Raw genomic sequence first — 18,725 nt, 5'->3', positions numbered from 1 at the left:
TATAATCTGGTAATAAAGAATACAAATTAACAACAATTATTAATAAAGTGGATGCTTATAATTACATTTGAACTTAATAATATGTCATTTTCAAATTTAAACAGATGCAAGATAAGTTAACAGCATTCGAAGAATTGCTCCATATAATGGATGAATTGCGAGAAAAATGTCCTTGGGATAAGAAACAAACCAAAGAAACACTGCGGACTCTTACGATTGAAGAAACCTACGAATTGGCCGATGCCATCATAAAAAATGATGCGACACTCATAAAAAAAGAATTGGGCGATTTATTATTGCATATTGTGTTTTATTCAAAAATTGGAGAGGAAAACCAGCAGTTTAGTATTAAGGATGTGATTGACTCACTCAATGAAAAACTGATATATCGTCACCCTCATATATTTAGTGATACAAAAGTAAAAAATGCCAAAGAAGTAGAAGAAAACTGGGAGCGCTTAAAATTGAAGGAAAAAGGTGGTAATAAATCTGTTTTAGAAGGAGTCCCCGAGTCCTTACCTGCCTTAATTAAAGCACATCGAATTCAAGATAAAGCGCGAGGAGTGGGCTTTGATTGGGAAAATCGCGAACAAGTCTGGGATAAAGTGCAGGAGGAACTACATGAGGTTAAAGACGAAATCAACAACGGTGACCAAGATAAAATAGAAGCTGAATTTGGTGATTTATTGTTTTCAATCATTAATACGGCCAGATTATATGGTGTAAATCCAGAAAACGCACTCGAAAGAACCAATCGCAAGTTTATACAACGATTTAATTTTCTGGAAAATAAAACAATAAAACAAGGTAGGGATTTAAAAACGATGACACTGGAAGAAATGGATCAAATTTGGGAAGAAGCAAAAAAACAGGAGTAATTAGTGCTTATTGAATAGCTCACTATTGTACCATCCCTATAATTATGTTTTATATAAGATTCTATATTACAGAGAGGCTGCTTAAAATGTTTTTCTTCTTTTTAAACAGCCTCTGCTTAGTTTTAAAATTTTATATGAAGCCCTCCCAAATAAGTTGCTCCGGTTTTATCAGTAAATAAAAATTCCTGTGAATCGCTATGGGATATATTCCGTGCATTCACATATAGTTTGATCCAATCATTTAATTGGTAAGATGCTTTTAGGTTACCACTCAGTTTGGGATCTATTTCAATATTGTAAAATTGATTTCCTTTGGTATAAAAGGATTTTTGCTTACTATATCCGTAAAACGAAACATTAAAATTCCATTTTGGAGTTGGGGCATAATTGATGAGTGCACCTCCATACCATTTGGGAGTATAGTCATGGTCGAATGATAAATAACTTGGATTTTCGGCCAGGGATTGCTGATCGATATTTTCTCCGGTTAGTGCTTCGTATTGGTCTGCATTACTTACCTCGTAATCATGTAGCGAGGTGTTTTGAATAGTAGCAAAAACTGCGGTATTAAATTTTTTATTCATCACATATTTTATACTTGCGGTAAGTCCTATTTGCTGCGATTTTAGATCCATATTTTGCATGGACTCAATGATAACCGTTTGTTCGGCTGCTTGCGTAGGTTCAGTAACTTCTTCCCCAGCAGTAAGCTTCTGCTCACTTACTAATTCAGCGTAATTTTTTGTTTTATTATAAAAAAGAGATACATCCACTTGCAGGTTTTGCATGAACTTATGCCTGAGCCCCATTTCAATCATTTTCATTTCTTGTGGGTCGAGCGCTTCGTTACCTATTTTTTTTAGGGTATTGGTTCCTGTTGATTCTTCTACACCTGTGGGCATTGGTATTTGGATAGTTTTATCCATATATGTATTTAAAACAAAAGGACTGGAGTTGGATTTAGAAGCGACCATACGTAATAATGTATTTTCACCCGCCTTATACGAAGTTGAAAATTGATAAGCACTGTAACCACGTTGAGGTTGATAAAAATAGCCTTGCATCCAAGCTCCTGCTAAGCGTAATTTACCAAAAGCCGTGTAGTCTAATCTTACGCTTCCTTGAACAGTCCCTAACTCAGCTGTGCCATTTAATAAACCTGTATTAGAATTCACATCTACATAGTCTTCATCCGAATAATGAGCATAGTTCGCATCAAAACCCGGATGAATATTCAGTTTTTTATATTTAAAAAGATATCCAACTTTAGCATTCACTTCTCTATAATCGTATTCATATCCTGTAAGACCTTGTACCGCATTTAATTTGCCAAAAACACTTGATAAATGCCCTTCAAATTTACCAATGTTGATATTCAAACTATTACTGAAGGATGATGATTTACGTGTTGAAAGCACTGATCCAATATCCATATAGGCCGTTTGTACCGAAGAAGACTGAAAAGAAGCATCATAGGCAAGACTTGCCTTTTCAGAAGGCGAAAAGCTGAGTCCTAAATTTAAGGCACCTTGTTCCTTTGCTTTAGCATAATCACGCATAAATTCGTCTGCAATAAAAGTAGTGTCCATCATCGCATTTAGCTCGCCTACTTCATCCCCACTAATATATTTCTGCTCTTGAGGAATGTAATAAGTATCTTGAAAGCGATCCATTTTCTGATAATTACCGGATAAACGAATTCCCCAGTTACTTTTTCCATAGACCATAGATGCAGATGTGATGGTTGAATGCTGGCTTCCTTCCTGAATATCAAAATCGGTATGAATACCTTCTTGCTTATTTTTTTTTGTAATAAAATGAATTACGCCAGATACCGCATTGGGGCCATAGAGCGCCGCTGAAGGACCATAGATAATCTCAATTTTACTAACATCATTCACACTGATGGGAAGATTTTCCCAAAAAGTAGCTCCCAAAAAATTATTATATACTGGTCTATTGTCAATCATAACCAAGGTTGTGGAGTTAACCGTATTTTCGAAATCGGAACCAGGGGATATATAATCGTTTCCCCGAATATGAACATCGTAATTTCCGTTTGTTTTTTCTCTAACGATTATACCAGGAGCGAGCTTTAAAGCCTCGGGGATAGAGCGTACACCTGATTTAGATAACTCATCTGCCGTTATAACAGTCGTAGCCAATGGCGCATTAAAGATGTCCTCCTCCATTTTGGAGGCCGTTGATTGTGTTGGGTTTAATATCAGGTTATATAATTCTTCGATGGAAGATAATTTTAACTCTTTCACCAATTGTATTAAATCTTCAAAAGGCAACTGTAATAAATCCTCTTGCGTCATTCCTCTCATTTGCTCCAGTGTCAATTCTTCTATATTTACTGTTTGTGAATGATCCTGGGCATAAACCACACACTGTGCGGTGAATACTGCAATAAAAAGTAATATGTATTTATTCATCTGTTTAAATTTATCTTTCAATGGTTATATGAAACTCGTCACCTTAGTCATTCTCTTGTGCAAGAAAAATTTTCTCATAGCTCATTTCATATTTTCTATTTTTTTATTACCTGCACCCAATTCCTTATTGAAGTGCACCCCTAAGCTTACTCGATAACCACGCCTAGATTTAGCAATGAACTAGAAATAGCAAGTTGATGTTCTTTGATTGTATTTGGATATATTTCGAACTTAATTTCTTTGGAGTTATCAATGAAATTAATTCCTGCTCCTTTTAAACCTGCTTTATCTCCGATAAGTAATACAGGTTTTGATTTAATTATCGTTTGGATATCTCCTATTTTGGAAGAAGAAGATCGTCCTAGATACAGTACATGAACTTCATTTTCTTGGATACTTGAGGGGGTTAAAGTGATAATTTCAATGGTCTTACCTCCAATCTTCTGTTTTTTAGATAAAATTTCCAATTCTTTTTGCAACTCTTTGGACCCAACCACTCCTATCTTAAAATTATCGGAACTTGGAGGCCAATTGACTCTTTTAACAATGTTGTAGATAAACAAGGCCTGAAATTTATAATTTTGAGCATTTACTGGTAGCAATGAACCAATCAGCAACAAAATTGCAAGTGTTTTTTTAATCATTTGATATCCATTTTTGTTTGTTTTTTTGTGTTCTTCTGATGAACAAAAGTTCATTTTTAGAACTAATACAAAAAACAATATCTATTAACTGCTCCGTTTTATCGACTATTAAGTTGTTTCTGATATTAAAAACAAAGCAACCTTTCGCCATTCAAATAAGCAGAATAGCTCCCTTTAAATGTTTTTCAAAATGCAGTTATGATCGATAGAAATTATATTTTCTTAGGTAGCCCTTTACTTTGTCTATCATTTTTTGTAAATTATTTAAATATATATATCCCTTAAACATCCCTATTATGAAGACTCTACAAACATTATTAATCATCGCTTTGGGAACATTACTGCTAAATAGTTGCCAACACAAGCCCAAAGTGGGTTTACTAATGGATACTTTAGAAAGGGATCGTTGGAAAAAAGATATGAAGCTGATTGAAGAAAAAGTTGGGGAGCTGGGGGGGCATTTTTTTGTGGCAATAGCCGATGCTGATCCGGACAAACAGGAAGAACAAGCCCGGGAGATGATTGAAAATGGCATCGAAGTCCTTATTATTGTTCCTGTTGACTCAAAAAAAAGCAGGTGACATAGTTAGGAATGCACACCAAAACTATGTACCTGTTATATCATACGACCGACTCATTAAGGATTGTAATCTCGATTATTATATATCGACTGATAATATTGCCATCGGTGAATTACAAGCCAATTATTTGACAAAAATAAAACCCATGGGAAAATATGGTATTGTAGGCGGATCATTGATTGATCATAATGCTCACCTCCTTAACTTGGGACAAATGAATATATTACAGCCTTTTATTGAAAAAGGAGATATTGAAATTGTTTTTAACAAATATTCCAATTCATGGTCGTTACATGAAGGTTATAGAATCACCAACGAATATTTGAACAATACGAATAGTGACTTAGATGCGGTTATTGCAGGCAATGATGCCATTGCCTCAGGCGTTATCAGTGCGCTTAAAGAGCACGATATGGATGGCAAAGTGCTGGTAGCCGGACAAGATGCCGATATTGAAGCCATCCGAAATATAGCCAGTGGACTGCAAACAATAACCATCTATAAACCCATTGAATCGATGGCTTATGCTGCTGCCAATGCCGCTATCAAAATAGCCTGCGGTGAGGCCCCTTCAAATATGAACATCACTATTCACAACGGAAAAAAGCTTGTCCCTGCCATCTTGTTGCCGGCCCAAATAGTGCACCGCCAAAACATTAAAATGACAGTAGTTTCTGAAGGTTTTGTTTTAGAAGAAGATATAAAGTAAGAACAGGAGATATTTAGTCTTTGCAAGAAAACTCCAAATACAACATTATTCGCATTTTTGAAACAGCCATTTACAATCAGTAAACTCCTTGGATTCAAAAAATGTCGAAAGTCTTGTCTTTAAAGCTTTCTTATCAAAGACAGAAAAAACACTGGTTTTCTTGCAGCCATTATTTAAAAGACAGGTAGTTATTTTTTTGCTGTATTCGTAGTAATCGAACTTAAAGAATAATTTGGTAGCAACACTTTGGGATGGTTTGCAACTACCTGTCTTTTTTTTAGAAAACAATTGCTACTTTAGCCATAAAATAGCAATAAACATGTCAAAACTTAAAATATACAAGGCTTCGGCCGGATCAGGAAAAACCTTCACCTTAACCAAAGAATTTCTTTTTCTTTTATATAAGAGTCCTACGAACTACATACATACGCTTGCGGTTACTTTTACTAATAAGGCTACCGCCGAAATGAAAAGTCGTATCCTTGAAAAATTGTTTGAAATATCTACAAACAAAACAGATGATTATGTAAGTGATCTAATGAAAGAATTTAAACTGGAAGATCAGGAAATAAGGCAAAAGGCCCAGGTTATATTAAGTTACCTACTCCATGATTTCTCAAATTTTTCGGTAAGTACCATAGATAGTTTTTTTCAGAAAATCATACGATCTTTTGCGCGTGAAGCTGGTCTGGAAAGCGGTTTTAAAATTGAACTTAACACCCCCAAGATATTACAAAAAGCCATTGACCACCTATTGATGAAGGTGGATTTACCAGAATATTCCCATCTCAAAGATTGGTTAGTTCAATTTGCAGAACAAAAGCTTAACCAAGGAAAAAGTTGGAATTTAAGCAATGACCTTCATAAATTGGGCTCAGAAATTTTCAATGAACTCTTTCAGTTAGAAAGTCGTGCCATCTTTGATGTTATTAGCCAAAAAGGAAAAATGCAGGATTACCTGAATAATATCCAAGCTATTGTGCATCAATTTGAATCAGAAATAAAATCGATTGGTGAGCAAGGAAGTGCCGCAATAATTAAAAGTGGATTGAAATACGATTTATTTACCGGTAAAAGTCGTACACCTCTCAAGTATTTCGAGAGGCTAAAAAATGTAGAAAAACCAGAACCTGGTGCATCGGTTCTAAAATTAATCGATGCATCCGAAAAATGGGGACGAAAAGATAATACACCGGCTATTAACCAACAAATTTCTGAAGTATATCCTTTACTCAACATGCTCTTAAAGAAAGCTATTGATTACATTGAACGGGAATATGAGAATTATACTACAGCCAAAGTAATTAGTCAAAATTATTTTGCCTTGGGCATTATTGCAGATATAGCCAATGAAGTTCGTGCCATTTGTCGTGATGAAAACATATTTTTGATTGCAGATTCATCCCACTTTTTAAACAAGATCATCGATCAAAATGATACACCTTTTATTTATGAGAAAATTGGAACACGTTATCAAAATTTTATGATTGATGAGTTTCAAGATACCTCCAAATTGCAGTGGTTAAACTTTAAACCTCTTGTTGATAATTCTTTATCAAGTGATGACACGAGTTTAATTGTGGGTGATGTAAAACAATCTATTTACCGTTGGCGTAATTCCGACTGGAACCTACTGGCCAGTAAAGTAGAACATGATTTTATTCAGCATGGAAGCGAGGCGCTTACCCTGAATAAAAACTGGAGAAGTCTATCAAATATTATAAGTTTTAACAATTCTCTTTTTGTATCCGGCGCAAAATACATTCAAAACGATTTTAATCAACAATTCTCAGGTTTACTCAAGGGCGAAGATACGATAGCCGAGTTTAGCTCCAAGATTTCCCATGCATATGCAGATGTTTTTCAGGAGCTACCGGCAAATAAAGACCTCAATAAAGGGCATGTGAAAGCCATGTTTTTCGATCGAGACAAAGAAAAAAGTTATGATGAACGCATGCTTTTTGAAATGGTGAAAAACATTGAAAATTTAGTGGACAAAGGCTATAACTATCATGACTTTTGTATTTTAGTACGAAAAAAGGGAGAAGGCGAAACCATTGCCAACGCCTTATTATCAGGGGCCTACTCTATTCAAGGCAAAGCCATTCCTGTTATTTCCAATGAATCATTGTTCTTGTCCGGTTCTTCAGCGGTTCATTTTATGGTGGCACAAATTAAATTCTTACAAAATCCCAATAATCTTATCCTGAAGGCCGAAATGGTCTTAAATAGACAATTACTGCATAATAAAGAACAAAAAGGGGCATATGAAGTAGGTAAGTATTTTGATTTTGAGACAGAGATTGGTTTTGCAAAACAAGAATTTGATTGGATCAATGAGTTGCTAACCCAACGCCAAAAACCCTTACTTGAATTGGTGGAACTGCTGGCACATAATTTACCAGAGGAGATTCAGGAACAACAGGGGGTTTTTATACAGGGATTTATCAATTGCACCAATCAATTTATCAAAGATTATTATCCTGATCTAACGGCATTTATTGATTGGTGGGATGATAAAGGAAATATGGAAGCCGTTGCTGTACCTGATGATCAGGATGCAATAAAAATAATGACGATTCACAAGTCTAAAGGTCTGGAATTTAAAGTTGTATTTTTACCCTATTGTAACTGGAAACTGGATACTGAAATAAAAAGTAATATTATTTGGTGCAGACCCGATATAGCACCTTTTGATGAAATTAAATTATTGCCCGTTACTTATACTTCAAAATTACAAAATACAATATTTAAAGAAGAGTATTTTCAGGAACGCCTATATCAATATGTTGATAGCTTAAATTTGCTTTATGTTGCACTTACCCGTTGTTGTGAGGTCTTAATAACCTTTGGCAATACACCATCTTCTAATAATAAAGATAAATTAAAAAGTGTGTCCGACTTAATGTATTTTACCATTCAAAATCATCATTTAACAGACACGGATAATAGAGGTTTTATTGATTTGGCCTCTTCATGGGATGCAGAAAATAATTGCTTTAGTTATGGTGAAATACCAGAGCAAATATCAAACACGAAGGACGAAGATATTATATTAGGTGAAATACTAAAACCTTTTACCAATAAGCTATTAAACGATGACAAGATAGCTATTAAAGCGGATAATGAAGGGTATTTTTCCAATACAGGTGGACAGAGTAAGATTAATTATGGAAAGCTAATGCATGAAGCTTTTGAATATATTCATACCAAAGATGATATTGAAATGGCTCTGACAAGAATGATTTTTGATGGTAAAATATCAGAAATGGAAAAAGAAATGTTGAAAAATCAAATTTCTGATTTGATTTCTAAACCTGATACACAAAAATGGTTTCATCCGAAACATCAGATAAAAGCAGAAAATACCATTTTATCCCCCCGAGGAACTTATCGTCCGGACCGCGTTGTGTTTTTAGAGAACGAAGTTCATATCATTGACTATAAATTTGGCGATATTGAAGAAGCAAAATATGAAAAACAGGTATTGCAGTATATCCGACAAGTACAAAACATGGGACATACATCTGTCAAAGGTTTTATTTGGTATGTGACACTGGATAAAATTATTCCGGTCTGCCATGAGGCAACGCAAGGCCGTTTGTTTTAGAATATTTTATTTATCCCATATTTATTTTTACGAGGTGCTTTTGCCAACCTATTTACTTTGTCTTTGCAAGTAGGTCTTAAGCATCTCGAATTCATACTCAAAGTTGGGTGTTAAAATGCCTTTTCCTAAACAGCGTTCAATTTCCCTGATGGTCCAGAACCTTCCTTCATCCACTTCTAAATGATTAACATTTATAGGCTTGTCAGTTATCGAAACAAAAGCAAAAACCAACTCCTGTTCTATTTCACTTTTCCATTTATACTGCTTAAAGGCTGTTACTGAAAAACCTTGCAATCCTATTTCTTCCTGCGCTTCTCTTTTCATGGCCGTATCAACCGATTCATCAGCAGCAACATGGCCTCCCACAGCTGTATCCCATTTTCCGGGCTGAATCAATTTATGATGCGCACGCTTTTGTAGATACAGCTCTCCCTTAGAATTAAGTACTTGCACATGAACTACCGGATGCAAAATCATAGAACCATTATGGGCGATACTACGAGGCATTTTGCCTTCTATTACTCCCTCGTTATTTACGATAGGCAGCCATTCTTCGTTTTTATATTTACTTTGTGCCCTACGTTTTTTATACAATTCAAAAATAAAATACAATCCAAATAAGATATAAAAACCAGGTCCACTAATAGTTACCCACATATTTTTACTCATAGCAATGGCCGCAACAAAAACCAAAATAGTATGTAGTACGAAAATCCAAAATAAAACCTTCATACTCTTCAGCATTTCATACTGTTGCCATTGATTTATTTGAATACCTTTTAAATACCGACCACTCATGGCCATCATTAAATTGTGTTTTCCATAAGCAGAAATACCAAGTAGCGCGCATAAAATACTTCCAATGACACCGGGTTTAAGTTTAAAAAACAAATCATCTTCTAACAGCAAAGATATTCCGCCCATAATTACCAGTAGACCAACATCAAATAAAATAAATTTATCTGGTTTTTGCTTTTGAATGAAGCTGTAAACAATTTCTATTATCCCTAAACCGATGGCAAACAGTAAACCAATTTCTGTACCCCAAATACTATCTGCAATAACAAAAATGATGAGTGGGGCTAGTCCGGGTAGTAGTTTTTTGATAAGATCAATGACATTCATGTACAATTCTATTTGGGGACCAAAAATAGTGAAATCAGTCCAATATATTCAACAACAGCCACAAATATATATTGCACGATGTATGATGTCATATAATTATTTTATACCTTTAAAAAACAAACAGTTACAAACACTATCACTTTCATTAAATCATTTGAATATGAATAAAAATAAACTAACCATAGGTATACTTACCGGAGGAGGTGATGTGCCTGGTCTTAATCCTGCCATTAGAGCAGTAACACTGCGAGCTATTCGTGAAGGTTATAAGGTAATAGGAATTAAAAATGGATGGAAAGGAGCTATAAGTATTGACCGATCTAAATCCGTTGAAGAACAAACATACTGTATTCCTCTAACAGAACTGACGGTCAATAAAATTGGTCGTACTGGAGGTACCTTTTTGCATTCCAGCAGAACCAAGGCCACTAAGGTGGCATTGAATGAAGTACCCGAACACCTAAAGTCCATTTATAAAGATGAGTTTAATGATCTAACAAATGAAGCCGTTGCGAATTTAAAACACATCGGTATTGACTATCTGATTCCAATTGGCGGAGATGACACCTTAAGTTATGCGGTTCGATTGCATCAGGAGGGTATCAAGGTAGTTGGCATTCCCAAAACTATGGATGGTGATGTACCTGGAACTGAATATTGTATTGGTTTTAGCACTTGTGTTACTCGAACCATTGAATTAACCCATGAACTAAGAACATGTGCAGGCTCCCACGAGCGTTTTTTGGTTTTAGAAGTATTTGGACGAAACGCAGGATTTTCAGCTTTGCTCCCGACAATTGGTGGTGCTGCCGACCGTTGCGTGATACCTGAATATTCCATAAACACCGAAAAGTTAACCGCATTAATGGTAGAAGATCGAAGAAATAACCCCAGCAATTATTCTGTTGTCTTGGTATCTGAAGGCGCATCTTTTGATGGCTCCGAAATTGTATACGCCAATGCAGAAACAGATGCGTTTGGACATAAAAAACTTGGAGGAATAGGTGAGCAGATAGGTAACGAACTAAAAAAACACTCTTCTAAGTACAATAATGGACACGAAATCAATATCATACATCAAAAACTAGGATATCTTGTTCGTTCAGGGCAACCAGATGCTTTAGATTCGATTATTCCAACAACTTATGGCAATATGGCACTTGACTTAATAAAAAAAGGAGTGTCTGGATGTATGGTTTGTGTAAAAGATGGAAAATTTGATTATGTTCCCATTGAAACGGTTCAAAAAAATGAAAGAGGAGAAAGCATAAAAAAGGTAAACGTAGCCAAATATTACGACACCAATAGATATAGACCTATTTACCAAGACATAATAGGCTCTCCCATGTTATTCTTAACCAAAGATTGATGTGCCTTACATGTTGTTAACCAATAGAGTGTAGGGCAATTTAGGTTGCTGATAAAACAGTAACCTAAATTGCCAATAAACGAAGAGTATTTTCTTCACACACTATAAAAGTAACTTTCCCTTTGTGAATATGCATGGTTAGTTTACATTTGTTACACAATTAACAATAAAGTACCCATGCCCAAGTATTCTGTAATTATTCCGGTTTATAACCGCCCTCAGGAAATAGATGAATTACTACATAGTTTAACACGCGTTCACTATAAAGATTTTGAAGTGATCGTTATAGAAGATGGTTCCACATTATCTGCAGAAAGCGTGTGTATACAGTATCAACATCAACTCCATTTAAGGTATCAATTTCAAGAAAATACGGGGCCTGGTCCAGCTCGAAATAAAGGAGCAGAACTGGCTACAGGTGAATATTTTTTATTTTTTGATTCAGACTGCCTGATTCCTCCTGCGTATTTTAACTATGTGGACAGTCATCTGAATAAGGTAGATTGTTTTGGAGGACCTGACAAGGCACATGCATCATTTAATACCATTCAGAAAGCAATCAGTTATTCCATGACCTCCACATTAACAACAGGGGGCATTAGAGGAGGGGAAAAAAAATTAGATACGTTTTATCCACGTAGTTTTAATATGGGTATTAAAAAGGATGTTTTTAGAAGCCTAGGAGGATTTGAACGACTTCGCTTTGGTGAAGATCTTGATTTTAGCATGCGTATTTTAGAGGCAGGATACAGCACTAAACTCATTAATGAAGCAGCAGTATTTCATAAACGCAGAAATAATTTCCGATCATTTTTTAAACAAGTCTTCAATTCTGGAATTGCAAGAATTAATTTACAATACCGTCATCCGGGATCACTAAAATTGGTTCATGCAATCCCTGCCATGTTTACTTTGGGTTACGCTATTTATATCCTAATTGGATTCTTTGTACCTATTCTACTGCCACTTACGCTACTACCATGGCTTATTTTTTTTATAGACGCTGCCATTCAAACAAAAAGTATAAGAGTTGCCATGAGTGCCAGTGTAGCCGCAATGGTTCAGATTGTTGGATATGGATCAGGATTTTTGACCGCCATATTCAAGCGTATGATCTTCAAAAGAAAGGAATTTACTGCCTATGAGAAAAACTTTTATAACTAATTAGTGCCCCACCGAAATAGTTTAGTTCCATTGTACAACGAAGAAGATTGATGATTTTTAGAATATTGTAATATTGAATCTACTATTCTTTGAGGAGGCTCTAAACTTTCATCATCGAAAAAACTATCAGGTAATTTGTCGAAGAAATCGATCATAGCCAGGCTATACTCCTCCAGCTTAGACAAATCTTGCGTGAAAATTGAATTCATAGGCGTTTCTTTCTCATTTCAAATCGTACAATTTGTTACACCACAACACACTATTATGTAACAAAATAAGTGAGCTTTAAAGAAGCTTTAAAGCAAAAATAATATCGGTATCAAACTTAACACACAGTTAAAAAACGCCCTTTACACTAAATTTATTGTAAAAAAATCAAATTGTTAGTGAAATATTTTTTTCTTCCACCATGGCACGCATATTAATCAAGGCGTAGCGCATTCTTCCAAGCGCAGTATTTATACTCACTCCGGTCTCTTCAGCTATCTCTTTAAAGCTCAAGCCCATAAAATGCCTTAAACGCACAACTTCCTTTTGTTTGTCTGGCAATTGCTCCAACAATTCCACCACCTCAGTTAAAACCTGAGAATATACCATTTTATCTTCTACATTGGCCTCTGAATATTTGGCAGAGTTTAATAGATCGTAATTGTTGGCATCATTACTTACCACTTGCATGTGCTTCTGCTTACGATAAAAATCAATGATTAAATTGTGAGCAATTCTCATCACCCAAGAAGGAAACCTACCATTTTCAACATATTTTCCCCTTTTCAGGTTTTGAAGCACCTTAATAAAGGTGTCCTGAAAGACATCTTCGGCCAATTCTTGCTGCTTGACCATCATTAAAATATACGAATAGATTTTATTCTTATGCCGACTCATTAGAACGTGCAAACAATCTTCTTGCCCTGACATGAACGACTTTACCAATTCATCATCAGACATTCTCTGAATGTTTTTCATGCTTAAAAAATTTATAAATTAAGCGTAAACGTATGCAATAGGCATTTAATTTTAGGGTGAATATTACAATTTGAAGTTTACAAAAAACTAAAAAAATATTTAAAATCCAATTCTTTGTGTCTTTTTCTTTTCTTTTTATCAATATTAAACAACAAATACAAACATGCTTGACATGGTTCAAATATAAAATCCTATAGCTAAAAAGATACAGGTTTAAATATTTCTAGACCAACCCCCACCCTATCGGCTATCTCATTCGATAAAATGGATAATTATTAAGTACACCCCTTTAAATTATGTATATATACATTTAATCATACACTTTTTACCAGCACCACCCCAGTATGATCTCAACTACTATATTGATAGCATTATTAGCAATGTGGTAATAAATCGTAATTTTATATTGCATATTTATTATAAATAGTTACTTTTATGCCCACATTAATAAAATACAACAACTATAATATATTAAAATCATCAGACCATATGTGCGGATTTGCAGTTTACACAGGAAGTGATATGATGGACAAACTATTGTTTGCCAGTGAGTTTAACAGAATTGAATACAGAGGTCCGGATAATTCTATCATCCGAGACCTGGGAAAAGAAGGATGGATGGGCTTCCATCGCTTGAGTATTATGGATGTTTCAAGCAACGGAAATCAGCCCCTTGTGTACAAAAATATTAATTTAGTATGTAATGGTGAGGTTTATAATTTTCAACAACTACGCAAAAAGTATGAACATAAATATGAATTCAAATCAACGAGTGATTGTGAAGTAATCATTCCTTTATTCTTAGACAAAGGAATTGAAGAAACAGCAAAATCTTTAGATGCTGAATTTGTATTTGTGATATATGATTCTGTGGCAAAGAAATATTTTGCAGCCAGAGATCCCATTGGAATTCGCCCTTTGTTTTATGGTTATTCGGCACAGGGTGAAATTATGTTTTCCAGTGAAATGAAGACATTACATCCTCTTTGTCAGGAAATAAAACCATTTCCTCCGGGGCATTATTATGCAGACGGAAAATTTGTTTGTTATAAAGATATATCTAAAGTTGAAAAATTCGTAGATCACGATTTAGACGAGATCTTAAAAAACATCAACAAGAAATTAACTGTTGGTATTGAAAAAAGATTACAGGCAGATGTTCCGGTGGGTTTTCTTTGTAGTGGAGGATTGGACTCCAGTTTAGTTTGTGCTGTTGCGGCGAAAATGCTAGATAAGCCTATCAAAACCTTTGCTGTGGGTATTGAAGATGATCCCATTGATACTAAATATGCCAGAATAGTAGCGGATTATCTGGGTGCAGACCATACTGAAGTATTGTTTACACGACAACAGATATTTGATACGTTAAGTACGCTGATATATAATACAGAAACGTGGGATATCACCACCATTAGAGCATCTATGGGTATGTACCTAATTTGTAAGTACATTAGTGAAAACACGGATGTAAAAGTATTGATGACAGGTGAAATTGCAGATGAGATTCTGGGTTATAAATATACTGACTTCGCTCCCACCCCTGAGGCTTTTCAACAAGAAGCCGAAAAGCGAATTCGTGAAATCCATATGTACGATGTACTAAGAGCTGACAGATGCATTTCATCCTGTGGCCTTGAAGCGCGTGTACCATTTGGAGATTTAGATTTTGTGGATTATATCATGAGTATTGATCCCGCCAAAAAAATGAATACATATGGAGAAGGTAAATATTTGTTACGTGCAGCCTTTGAAGGTGATTACCTGCCTCAGGAAATTCTACATCGCGACAAGGCGGCATTCTCCGATGCTGTTGGACATAGTTCGGTTGATTATTTAAAAGCATATGCTGAAGAAATGTACACAGACGATGATTTGGAAAATGCAAAAACAAAGTATCCAAGCAATACTCCTTTCACAAAAGAATCTTTGATGTATCGTGATATCTTTGAAAAACATTTCCCAGGAAGAGATCAGGTCATTAAGTCATTTTGGATGCCTAACAAAGAATGGGAGAACTGTGATGTGGACGATCCTAGTGCACGTGTTCTTCCGAACTACGGTAAGAGTGGTGAATAATTCAGGAAATTGATATTTAAAATATGAAAAGGGAGATCATAATGGTCTCCTTTTTTTATATTTAGCCCGAAAAATCATAATAAAATCGATAACTATTTTCAGATACAGTTTTAGGATAATGATCTTCCTCTTAATATGATGGATGATCAACGCTCACTTACTTACCAAATCGTTTAGCATATCATCTACAGTAGGAAATTGAAAGGGAAAATTCAAATCCAGCAAGCGCTGAGGCTTTACTTTTTGTCCCTTTGTTAGTACGCTAGCTCCATCTCCCAATACCAACTTCATCATAGAGGCAGAAGCTTTCATAAAAACAGGACGCTTTAGTTTTTCACCTAATTTTTTTGAGAAATATCGATTAGAGACAATATCTGGCGCCACTAAATTATAAACACCATTTGATTCAGGATTTTTAAGAATATACCAAATTGCAGAAAGAAAATCATTGATATGAATACAAGGAAAAGGCTGCAATCCATTCCCCACAACAGCACCCAATCCCATCTTAAAGCTAGGTAACATCTTGGCTAAAGCTCCTTGCTTATGGTCTAATACTACGCCAATACGCATAACGGCCAACTTAATATCCATGGACAATAATGGCACCAAAGCTGCTTCCCACTCCTTACAGACTGATGCTAAAAAATCATTACCAAATCTGTCTGAAAATTCATCATGTTCATATATGTCATCATATATGCCCACCGCAGAACAAGAAAGAACAATTGCGGGTTTGTGATTAACCAATCCAACAGCTTCAACCAGTTTTTGGGTGGTATGCACCCTGCTGTCGTGAATAATCCTTTTGTAACGAGATGTCCATTTTTTAAAAATAGGAGCACCAGCCAGATTAATTAACATATCTGCCCCTTCAATAATATTGGCAATTGCGTTGGGACTTTCCTTAAAATCTTGACGGGTTATATTTACTACCTCAAATCCATTTTCTTTAAAAAAAAGACTAATTCTGGAACCTAAAAAACCAGTTCCTCCGGTCAAGCAAATCTTCATAACAGCACAGAGATTTTATATTTTAGCAATGCTTAAATGTAGAAAATATTTTTAACATAAGACTTGCGAATCTATAAAATATTTTTTTAATATTCTTGGGCTAAAAGCTTTTCTAATTCATCTGGGGTTACACCATGGTTTATTTCGCCTGCATGAAAATAAGAAATTTTACCTGTTTCTTCTGACACCACAATTGCCGAGGCATCAGTTGCTTCCGTTACCCCTAGTGCCGCCCGATGTCTTAAACCTAGTTTTTTAGGCAAGTCAAAGCTCTGCGAAACAGGCAATATACAACCTGCTGCTTTAATTTTATTCTGAGCAACAATGACCGCTCCATCGTGTAATGGACTATTTTTAAAAAATATATTCTCTAATAGTCGACTTGAAATCACGGCATTAACCAATTCACCGGTCTGCACATAATCCAGCAATTCTGATTTTTTAGAAATAACAATCAGTGCTCCTGTCTTTGTTTTAGCCAAATTCTGACAAGTTCGCACAATGGGTTTGTTATAAATATTCATCACACCTGTTGAGGGTGTCGAAAATATTTTTTCAAATGAAAAACGGTTGGCTATATTATATTTGGTTCCTAAAAGTAGAAAAAAACGTCTTATTTCTTGTTGAAATACCACAATTAAAGCAATAACACCAACGTTAACGATGTTATCAATAATAGCGGTTGACAGCTCCATATTCAAAAACTTGATAAAGAGCCAAAATGCAATAAAAGCAAACAATCCAAAAAAGATATTTTGCGCCACCGTACCTCTAATCAGCTTATAGAGCCGATACATCAAGTATGCCACAAGAGTAATATCAATTAAGTCAATGAAGCGTATATCTAAAAATGTCATGTTATCCTTTTGTTTTTGATTGTCTTAAGTTAATGCAAACTCTTTAATTTTTCATATAGACCAATACATTCTTTGGCTTCTTTTACATCATGCACTCGTAAAATATTGGCTCCCTTCTCCAAAGCCAACATATGCAAGGCAGTGGTTCCGTTTAAAGCTTCTTGGGGTGAGCTATTCAATAGTTTATATATCATTGATTTTCGCGATATACCAACCAATATGGGTAGCCCCAACAATCTAAACTCATAGAGTCGATTAAGTAATTCATAATTATGATCCAATGATTTCCCAAATCCGAAACCAGGATCAATGATAACATCGTGCACTCCCAGTAAATCTAGCCTCTTTTTCTTTTCTGCCAAATAATCAATTACCTCAAAGACAACATCATTTTTATACCTCACATTTTGCTGCATATTCTGTGGTGTTCCTTTCATATGCATCATAACATAAGGCACATTCAGCTTGGCAATGGTAGAAAACATCTTATCATCCATTTCCCCTGCCGAAATATCATTAATAATATCCACCTGAAAAGTTTCCACCACCCCTTTGGCGATTCCAGAACGAAATGTATCCACTGAAAGAATAATTTCAGGAAACTGATTTCTAATTAATTCCAAAACAGAAAACAATCGCTCTTGTTCTTCTTTCTCCGTAATATCCAAAGCTCCGGGACGGGATGAATATGCCCCAATGTCAATGATATCAGCTCCTTCCTCCAACATACCATTGATCCTTTTCAGAACAAACTTATGATCATTGTATTTACCACCATCAAAAAAAGAATCGGGCGTTATATTTAAAATACCCATTACCAACGGGCTCGATGTATTTATAAAGCGACCATTACAGTTTATGGAATGAGCGGTGCTTAAATATTGTGCTTTTTTATCCATGTACGACAGTTCTATGATGTAAAAGTAGTTTAATCGTGATAATTTAAAAAATGCCTGGTCATTACTATTGGAACGATCGGTCAATATGACTTCCAATTTCCTTCATATTCACTTAAATATTGACATTTTGGCAGATTTTAATTTTTCTTTTTATTCATGAAAGTTTAAGTATTTTCATTACCTTAATAGTACTTTAAATCCTGTAAATGAAAAGACTACGATTTTAAAAATATACAATCTACATTAATACATATCTAATTATTTGGATATATGTATTTATGGATTTATATTTGAACCCAGAAAAACAACAAATTTGAATATAATTTAAGATGAGCCATCGCAACAATTTCTTTACAAAAGGAATCTATGGACATTAACATAAAATTTAAACCAAA

Annotated in this window: 15 protein-coding genes; 7 read left to right on the top strand and 8 right to left on the bottom strand. The window is 35.0% G+C overall.

The annotated features are described in order from the left end of the window. Positions 1-104: 104 nt before the first annotated feature. Positions 105-878 carry a nucleoside triphosphate pyrophosphohydrolase gene (gene mazG / locus CYTFE_RS0106265; protein WP_027471119.1) on the top strand — a complete coding sequence of 258 codons (774 nt, stop codon included), beginning with the start codon at positions 105-107 and terminating at the stop codon, positions 876-878. 122 nt (positions 879-1,000) lie between these two features. Here the strand turns inward: mazG and CYTFE_RS0106260 are convergent, their stop codons facing one another. Both CYTFE_RS0106260 and CYTFE_RS0106255 read right to left on the bottom strand, forming a co-directional pair. Continuing rightward, positions 1,001-3,316, bottom strand: coding sequence for a TonB-dependent receptor plug domain-containing protein (locus CYTFE_RS0106260; protein WP_027471118.1), 2,316 nt, complete (start codon positions 3,314-3,316; stop codon positions 1,001-1,003). Positions 3,317-3,462: 146 nt separating this feature from the next. Then, positions 3,463-3,960 (bottom strand): YfiR family protein, encoded by a 498-nt coding sequence (locus CYTFE_RS0106255; protein ID WP_161636230.1) that lies wholly within the window; start codon positions 3,958-3,960, stop codon positions 3,463-3,465. Positions 3,961-4,256: 296 nt separating this feature from the next. Between CYTFE_RS0106255 and CYTFE_RS31050 the strand changes: the two genes are divergently transcribed. The 3 genes from CYTFE_RS31050 (at position 4,257) to CYTFE_RS0106245 (ending at position 8,860) form a co-directional block, all read left to right on the top strand. After that, complete coding sequence (locus CYTFE_RS31050) at positions 4,257-4,541, top strand: type 1 periplasmic-binding domain-containing protein (RefSeq protein ID WP_235208048.1); 285 nt, start codon at positions 4,257-4,259, stop codon at positions 4,539-4,541. Then, entirely contained in the window at positions 4,519-5,250 is a 732-nt protein-coding gene (locus CYTFE_RS25255; RefSeq protein WP_235208046.1) for a sugar ABC transporter substrate-binding protein, read from the top strand. The genes CYTFE_RS31050 and CYTFE_RS25255 overlap by 23 nt, the downstream gene beginning before the upstream one ends. A 319-nt stretch (positions 5,251-5,569) precedes the next feature. After that, entirely contained in the window at positions 5,570-8,860 is a 3,291-nt protein-coding gene (locus CYTFE_RS0106245) for a UvrD-helicase domain-containing protein (RefSeq protein WP_027471116.1), read from the top strand. Positions 8,861-8,908: 48 nt separating this feature from the next. On the opposite strand, the gene CYTFE_RS30695 is transcribed toward CYTFE_RS0106245, so the two are convergent. Further along, positions 8,909-9,985 carry a septation protein IspZ gene (locus tag CYTFE_RS30695; protein WP_044212297.1) on the bottom strand — a complete coding sequence of 359 codons (1,077 nt, stop codon included), beginning with the start codon at positions 9,983-9,985 and terminating at the stop codon, positions 8,909-8,911. Positions 9,986-10,145: 160 nt separating this feature from the next. Here CYTFE_RS30695 and CYTFE_RS0106235 point away from each other — a divergent pair, with 160 nt between their 5' ends. Both CYTFE_RS0106235 and CYTFE_RS0106230 read left to right on the top strand, forming a co-directional pair. Beyond that, positions 10,146-11,354: a 6-phosphofructokinase gene (locus CYTFE_RS0106235; RefSeq protein ID WP_027471114.1), complete on the top strand. Its 1,209-nt coding sequence runs from the start codon at positions 10,146-10,148 to the stop codon at positions 11,352-11,354. Positions 11,355-11,531: 177 nt separating this feature from the next. Further along, complete coding sequence (locus CYTFE_RS0106230; RefSeq protein WP_027471113.1) at positions 11,532-12,518, top strand: glycosyltransferase; 987 nt, start codon at positions 11,532-11,534, stop codon at positions 12,516-12,518. On the opposite strand, the gene CYTFE_RS0106225 is transcribed toward CYTFE_RS0106230, so the two are convergent. Both CYTFE_RS0106225 and CYTFE_RS0106220 read right to left on the bottom strand, forming a co-directional pair. Beyond that, positions 12,515-12,727 carry a hypothetical protein gene (locus CYTFE_RS0106225; protein ID WP_027471112.1) on the bottom strand — a complete coding sequence of 71 codons (213 nt, stop codon included), beginning with the start codon at positions 12,725-12,727 and terminating at the stop codon, positions 12,515-12,517. The two genes, CYTFE_RS0106230 and CYTFE_RS0106225, sit on opposite strands and share 4 nt — an antisense overlap. A gap of 166 nt (positions 12,728-12,893) precedes the next feature. Beyond that, the gene (locus CYTFE_RS0106220) at positions 12,894-13,484 is read right to left on the bottom strand and encodes an RNA polymerase sigma factor (RefSeq protein WP_027471111.1); all 591 of its coding nucleotides are present in this window, start codon (positions 13,482-13,484) and stop codon (positions 12,894-12,896) included. Between the two features lie 435 nt (positions 13,485-13,919). Here CYTFE_RS0106220 and asnB point away from each other — a divergent pair, with 435 nt between their 5' ends. Then, positions 13,920-15,560: an asparagine synthase B gene (gene asnB, locus CYTFE_RS0106215; protein WP_235208044.1), complete on the top strand. Its 1,641-nt coding sequence runs from the start codon at positions 13,920-13,922 to the stop codon at positions 15,558-15,560. 153 nt (positions 15,561-15,713) lie between these two features. Here asnB and CYTFE_RS0106210 read toward each other — a convergent pair whose 3' ends face one another. The 3 genes from CYTFE_RS0106210 to folP all read right to left on the bottom strand — a co-directional run bounded on the left by CYTFE_RS0106210 (position 15,714) and on the right by folP (position 18,426). Then, positions 15,714-16,574 carry a TIGR01777 family oxidoreductase gene (locus CYTFE_RS0106210; protein ID WP_027471109.1) on the bottom strand — a complete coding sequence of 287 codons (861 nt, stop codon included), beginning with the start codon at positions 16,572-16,574 and terminating at the stop codon, positions 15,714-15,716. Between the two features lie 86 nt (positions 16,575-16,660). After that, positions 16,661-17,431: a diadenylate cyclase CdaA gene (gene cdaA / locus CYTFE_RS0106205; RefSeq protein WP_027471108.1), complete on the bottom strand. Its 771-nt coding sequence runs from the start codon at positions 17,429-17,431 to the stop codon at positions 16,661-16,663. Positions 17,432-17,460: 29 nt separating this feature from the next. Next, the gene (gene folP, locus CYTFE_RS0106200; RefSeq protein WP_244880311.1) at positions 17,461-18,426 is read right to left on the bottom strand and encodes a dihydropteroate synthase; all 966 of its coding nucleotides are present in this window, start codon (positions 18,424-18,426) and stop codon (positions 17,461-17,463) included. Positions 18,427-18,725 lie beyond the last annotated feature (299 nt).

Origin of the sequence: Saccharicrinis fermentans DSM 9555 = JCM 21142 (assembly GCF_000517085.1) — a bacterium.
Lineage (GTDB): Bacteria > Bacteroidota > Bacteroidia > Bacteroidales > Marinilabiliaceae > Saccharicrinis > Saccharicrinis fermentans.
Note: the sequence above shows the minus strand (reverse complement) of the source record. Positions and strands in the feature narration are given on the sequence as shown.

What these genes read in the sequence shown, in the direction of transcription:
- mazG (WP_027471119.1), top strand. Translation starts at nt 105, where the DNA reads ATGCAAGATAAGTTAACAGCATTCGAAGAATTGCTCCATATAATGGAT.
- CYTFE_RS0106260 (WP_027471118.1), bottom strand. Translation starts at nt 3,316, where the DNA reads ATGAATAAATACATATTACTTTTTATTGCAGTATTCACCGCACAGTGT.
- CYTFE_RS0106255 (WP_161636230.1), bottom strand. Translation starts at nt 3,960, where the DNA reads ATGATTAAAAAAACACTTGCAATTTTGTTGCTGATTGGTTCATTGCTA.
- CYTFE_RS31050 (WP_235208048.1), top strand. Translation starts at nt 4,257, where the DNA reads ATGAAGACTCTACAAACATTATTAATCATCGCTTTGGGAACATTACTG.
- CYTFE_RS0106245 (WP_027471116.1), top strand. Translation starts at nt 5,570, where the DNA reads ATGTCAAAACTTAAAATATACAAGGCTTCGGCCGGATCAGGAAAAACC.
- CYTFE_RS30695 (WP_044212297.1), bottom strand. Translation starts at nt 9,985, where the DNA reads ATGAATGTCATTGATCTTATCAAAAAACTACTACCCGGACTAGCCCCA.
- CYTFE_RS0106235 (WP_027471114.1), top strand. Translation starts at nt 10,146, where the DNA reads ATGAATAAAAATAAACTAACCATAGGTATACTTACCGGAGGAGGTGAT.
- CYTFE_RS0106230 (WP_027471113.1), top strand. Translation starts at nt 11,532, where the DNA reads ATGCCCAAGTATTCTGTAATTATTCCGGTTTATAACCGCCCTCAGGAA.
- CYTFE_RS0106225 (WP_027471112.1), bottom strand. Translation starts at nt 12,727, where the DNA reads ATGAATTCAATTTTCACGCAAGATTTGTCTAAGCTGGAGGAGTATAGC.
- CYTFE_RS0106220 (WP_027471111.1), bottom strand. Translation starts at nt 13,484, where the DNA reads ATGAAAAACATTCAGAGAATGTCTGATGATGAATTGGTAAAGTCGTTC.
- asnB (WP_235208044.1), top strand. Translation starts at nt 13,920, where the DNA reads ATGCCCACATTAATAAAATACAACAACTATAATATATTAAAATCATCA.
- CYTFE_RS0106210 (WP_027471109.1), bottom strand. Translation starts at nt 16,574, where the DNA reads ATGAAGATTTGCTTGACCGGAGGAACTGGTTTTTTAGGTTCCAGAATT.
- cdaA (WP_027471108.1), bottom strand. Translation starts at nt 17,431, where the DNA reads ATGACATTTTTAGATATACGCTTCATTGACTTAATTGATATTACTCTT.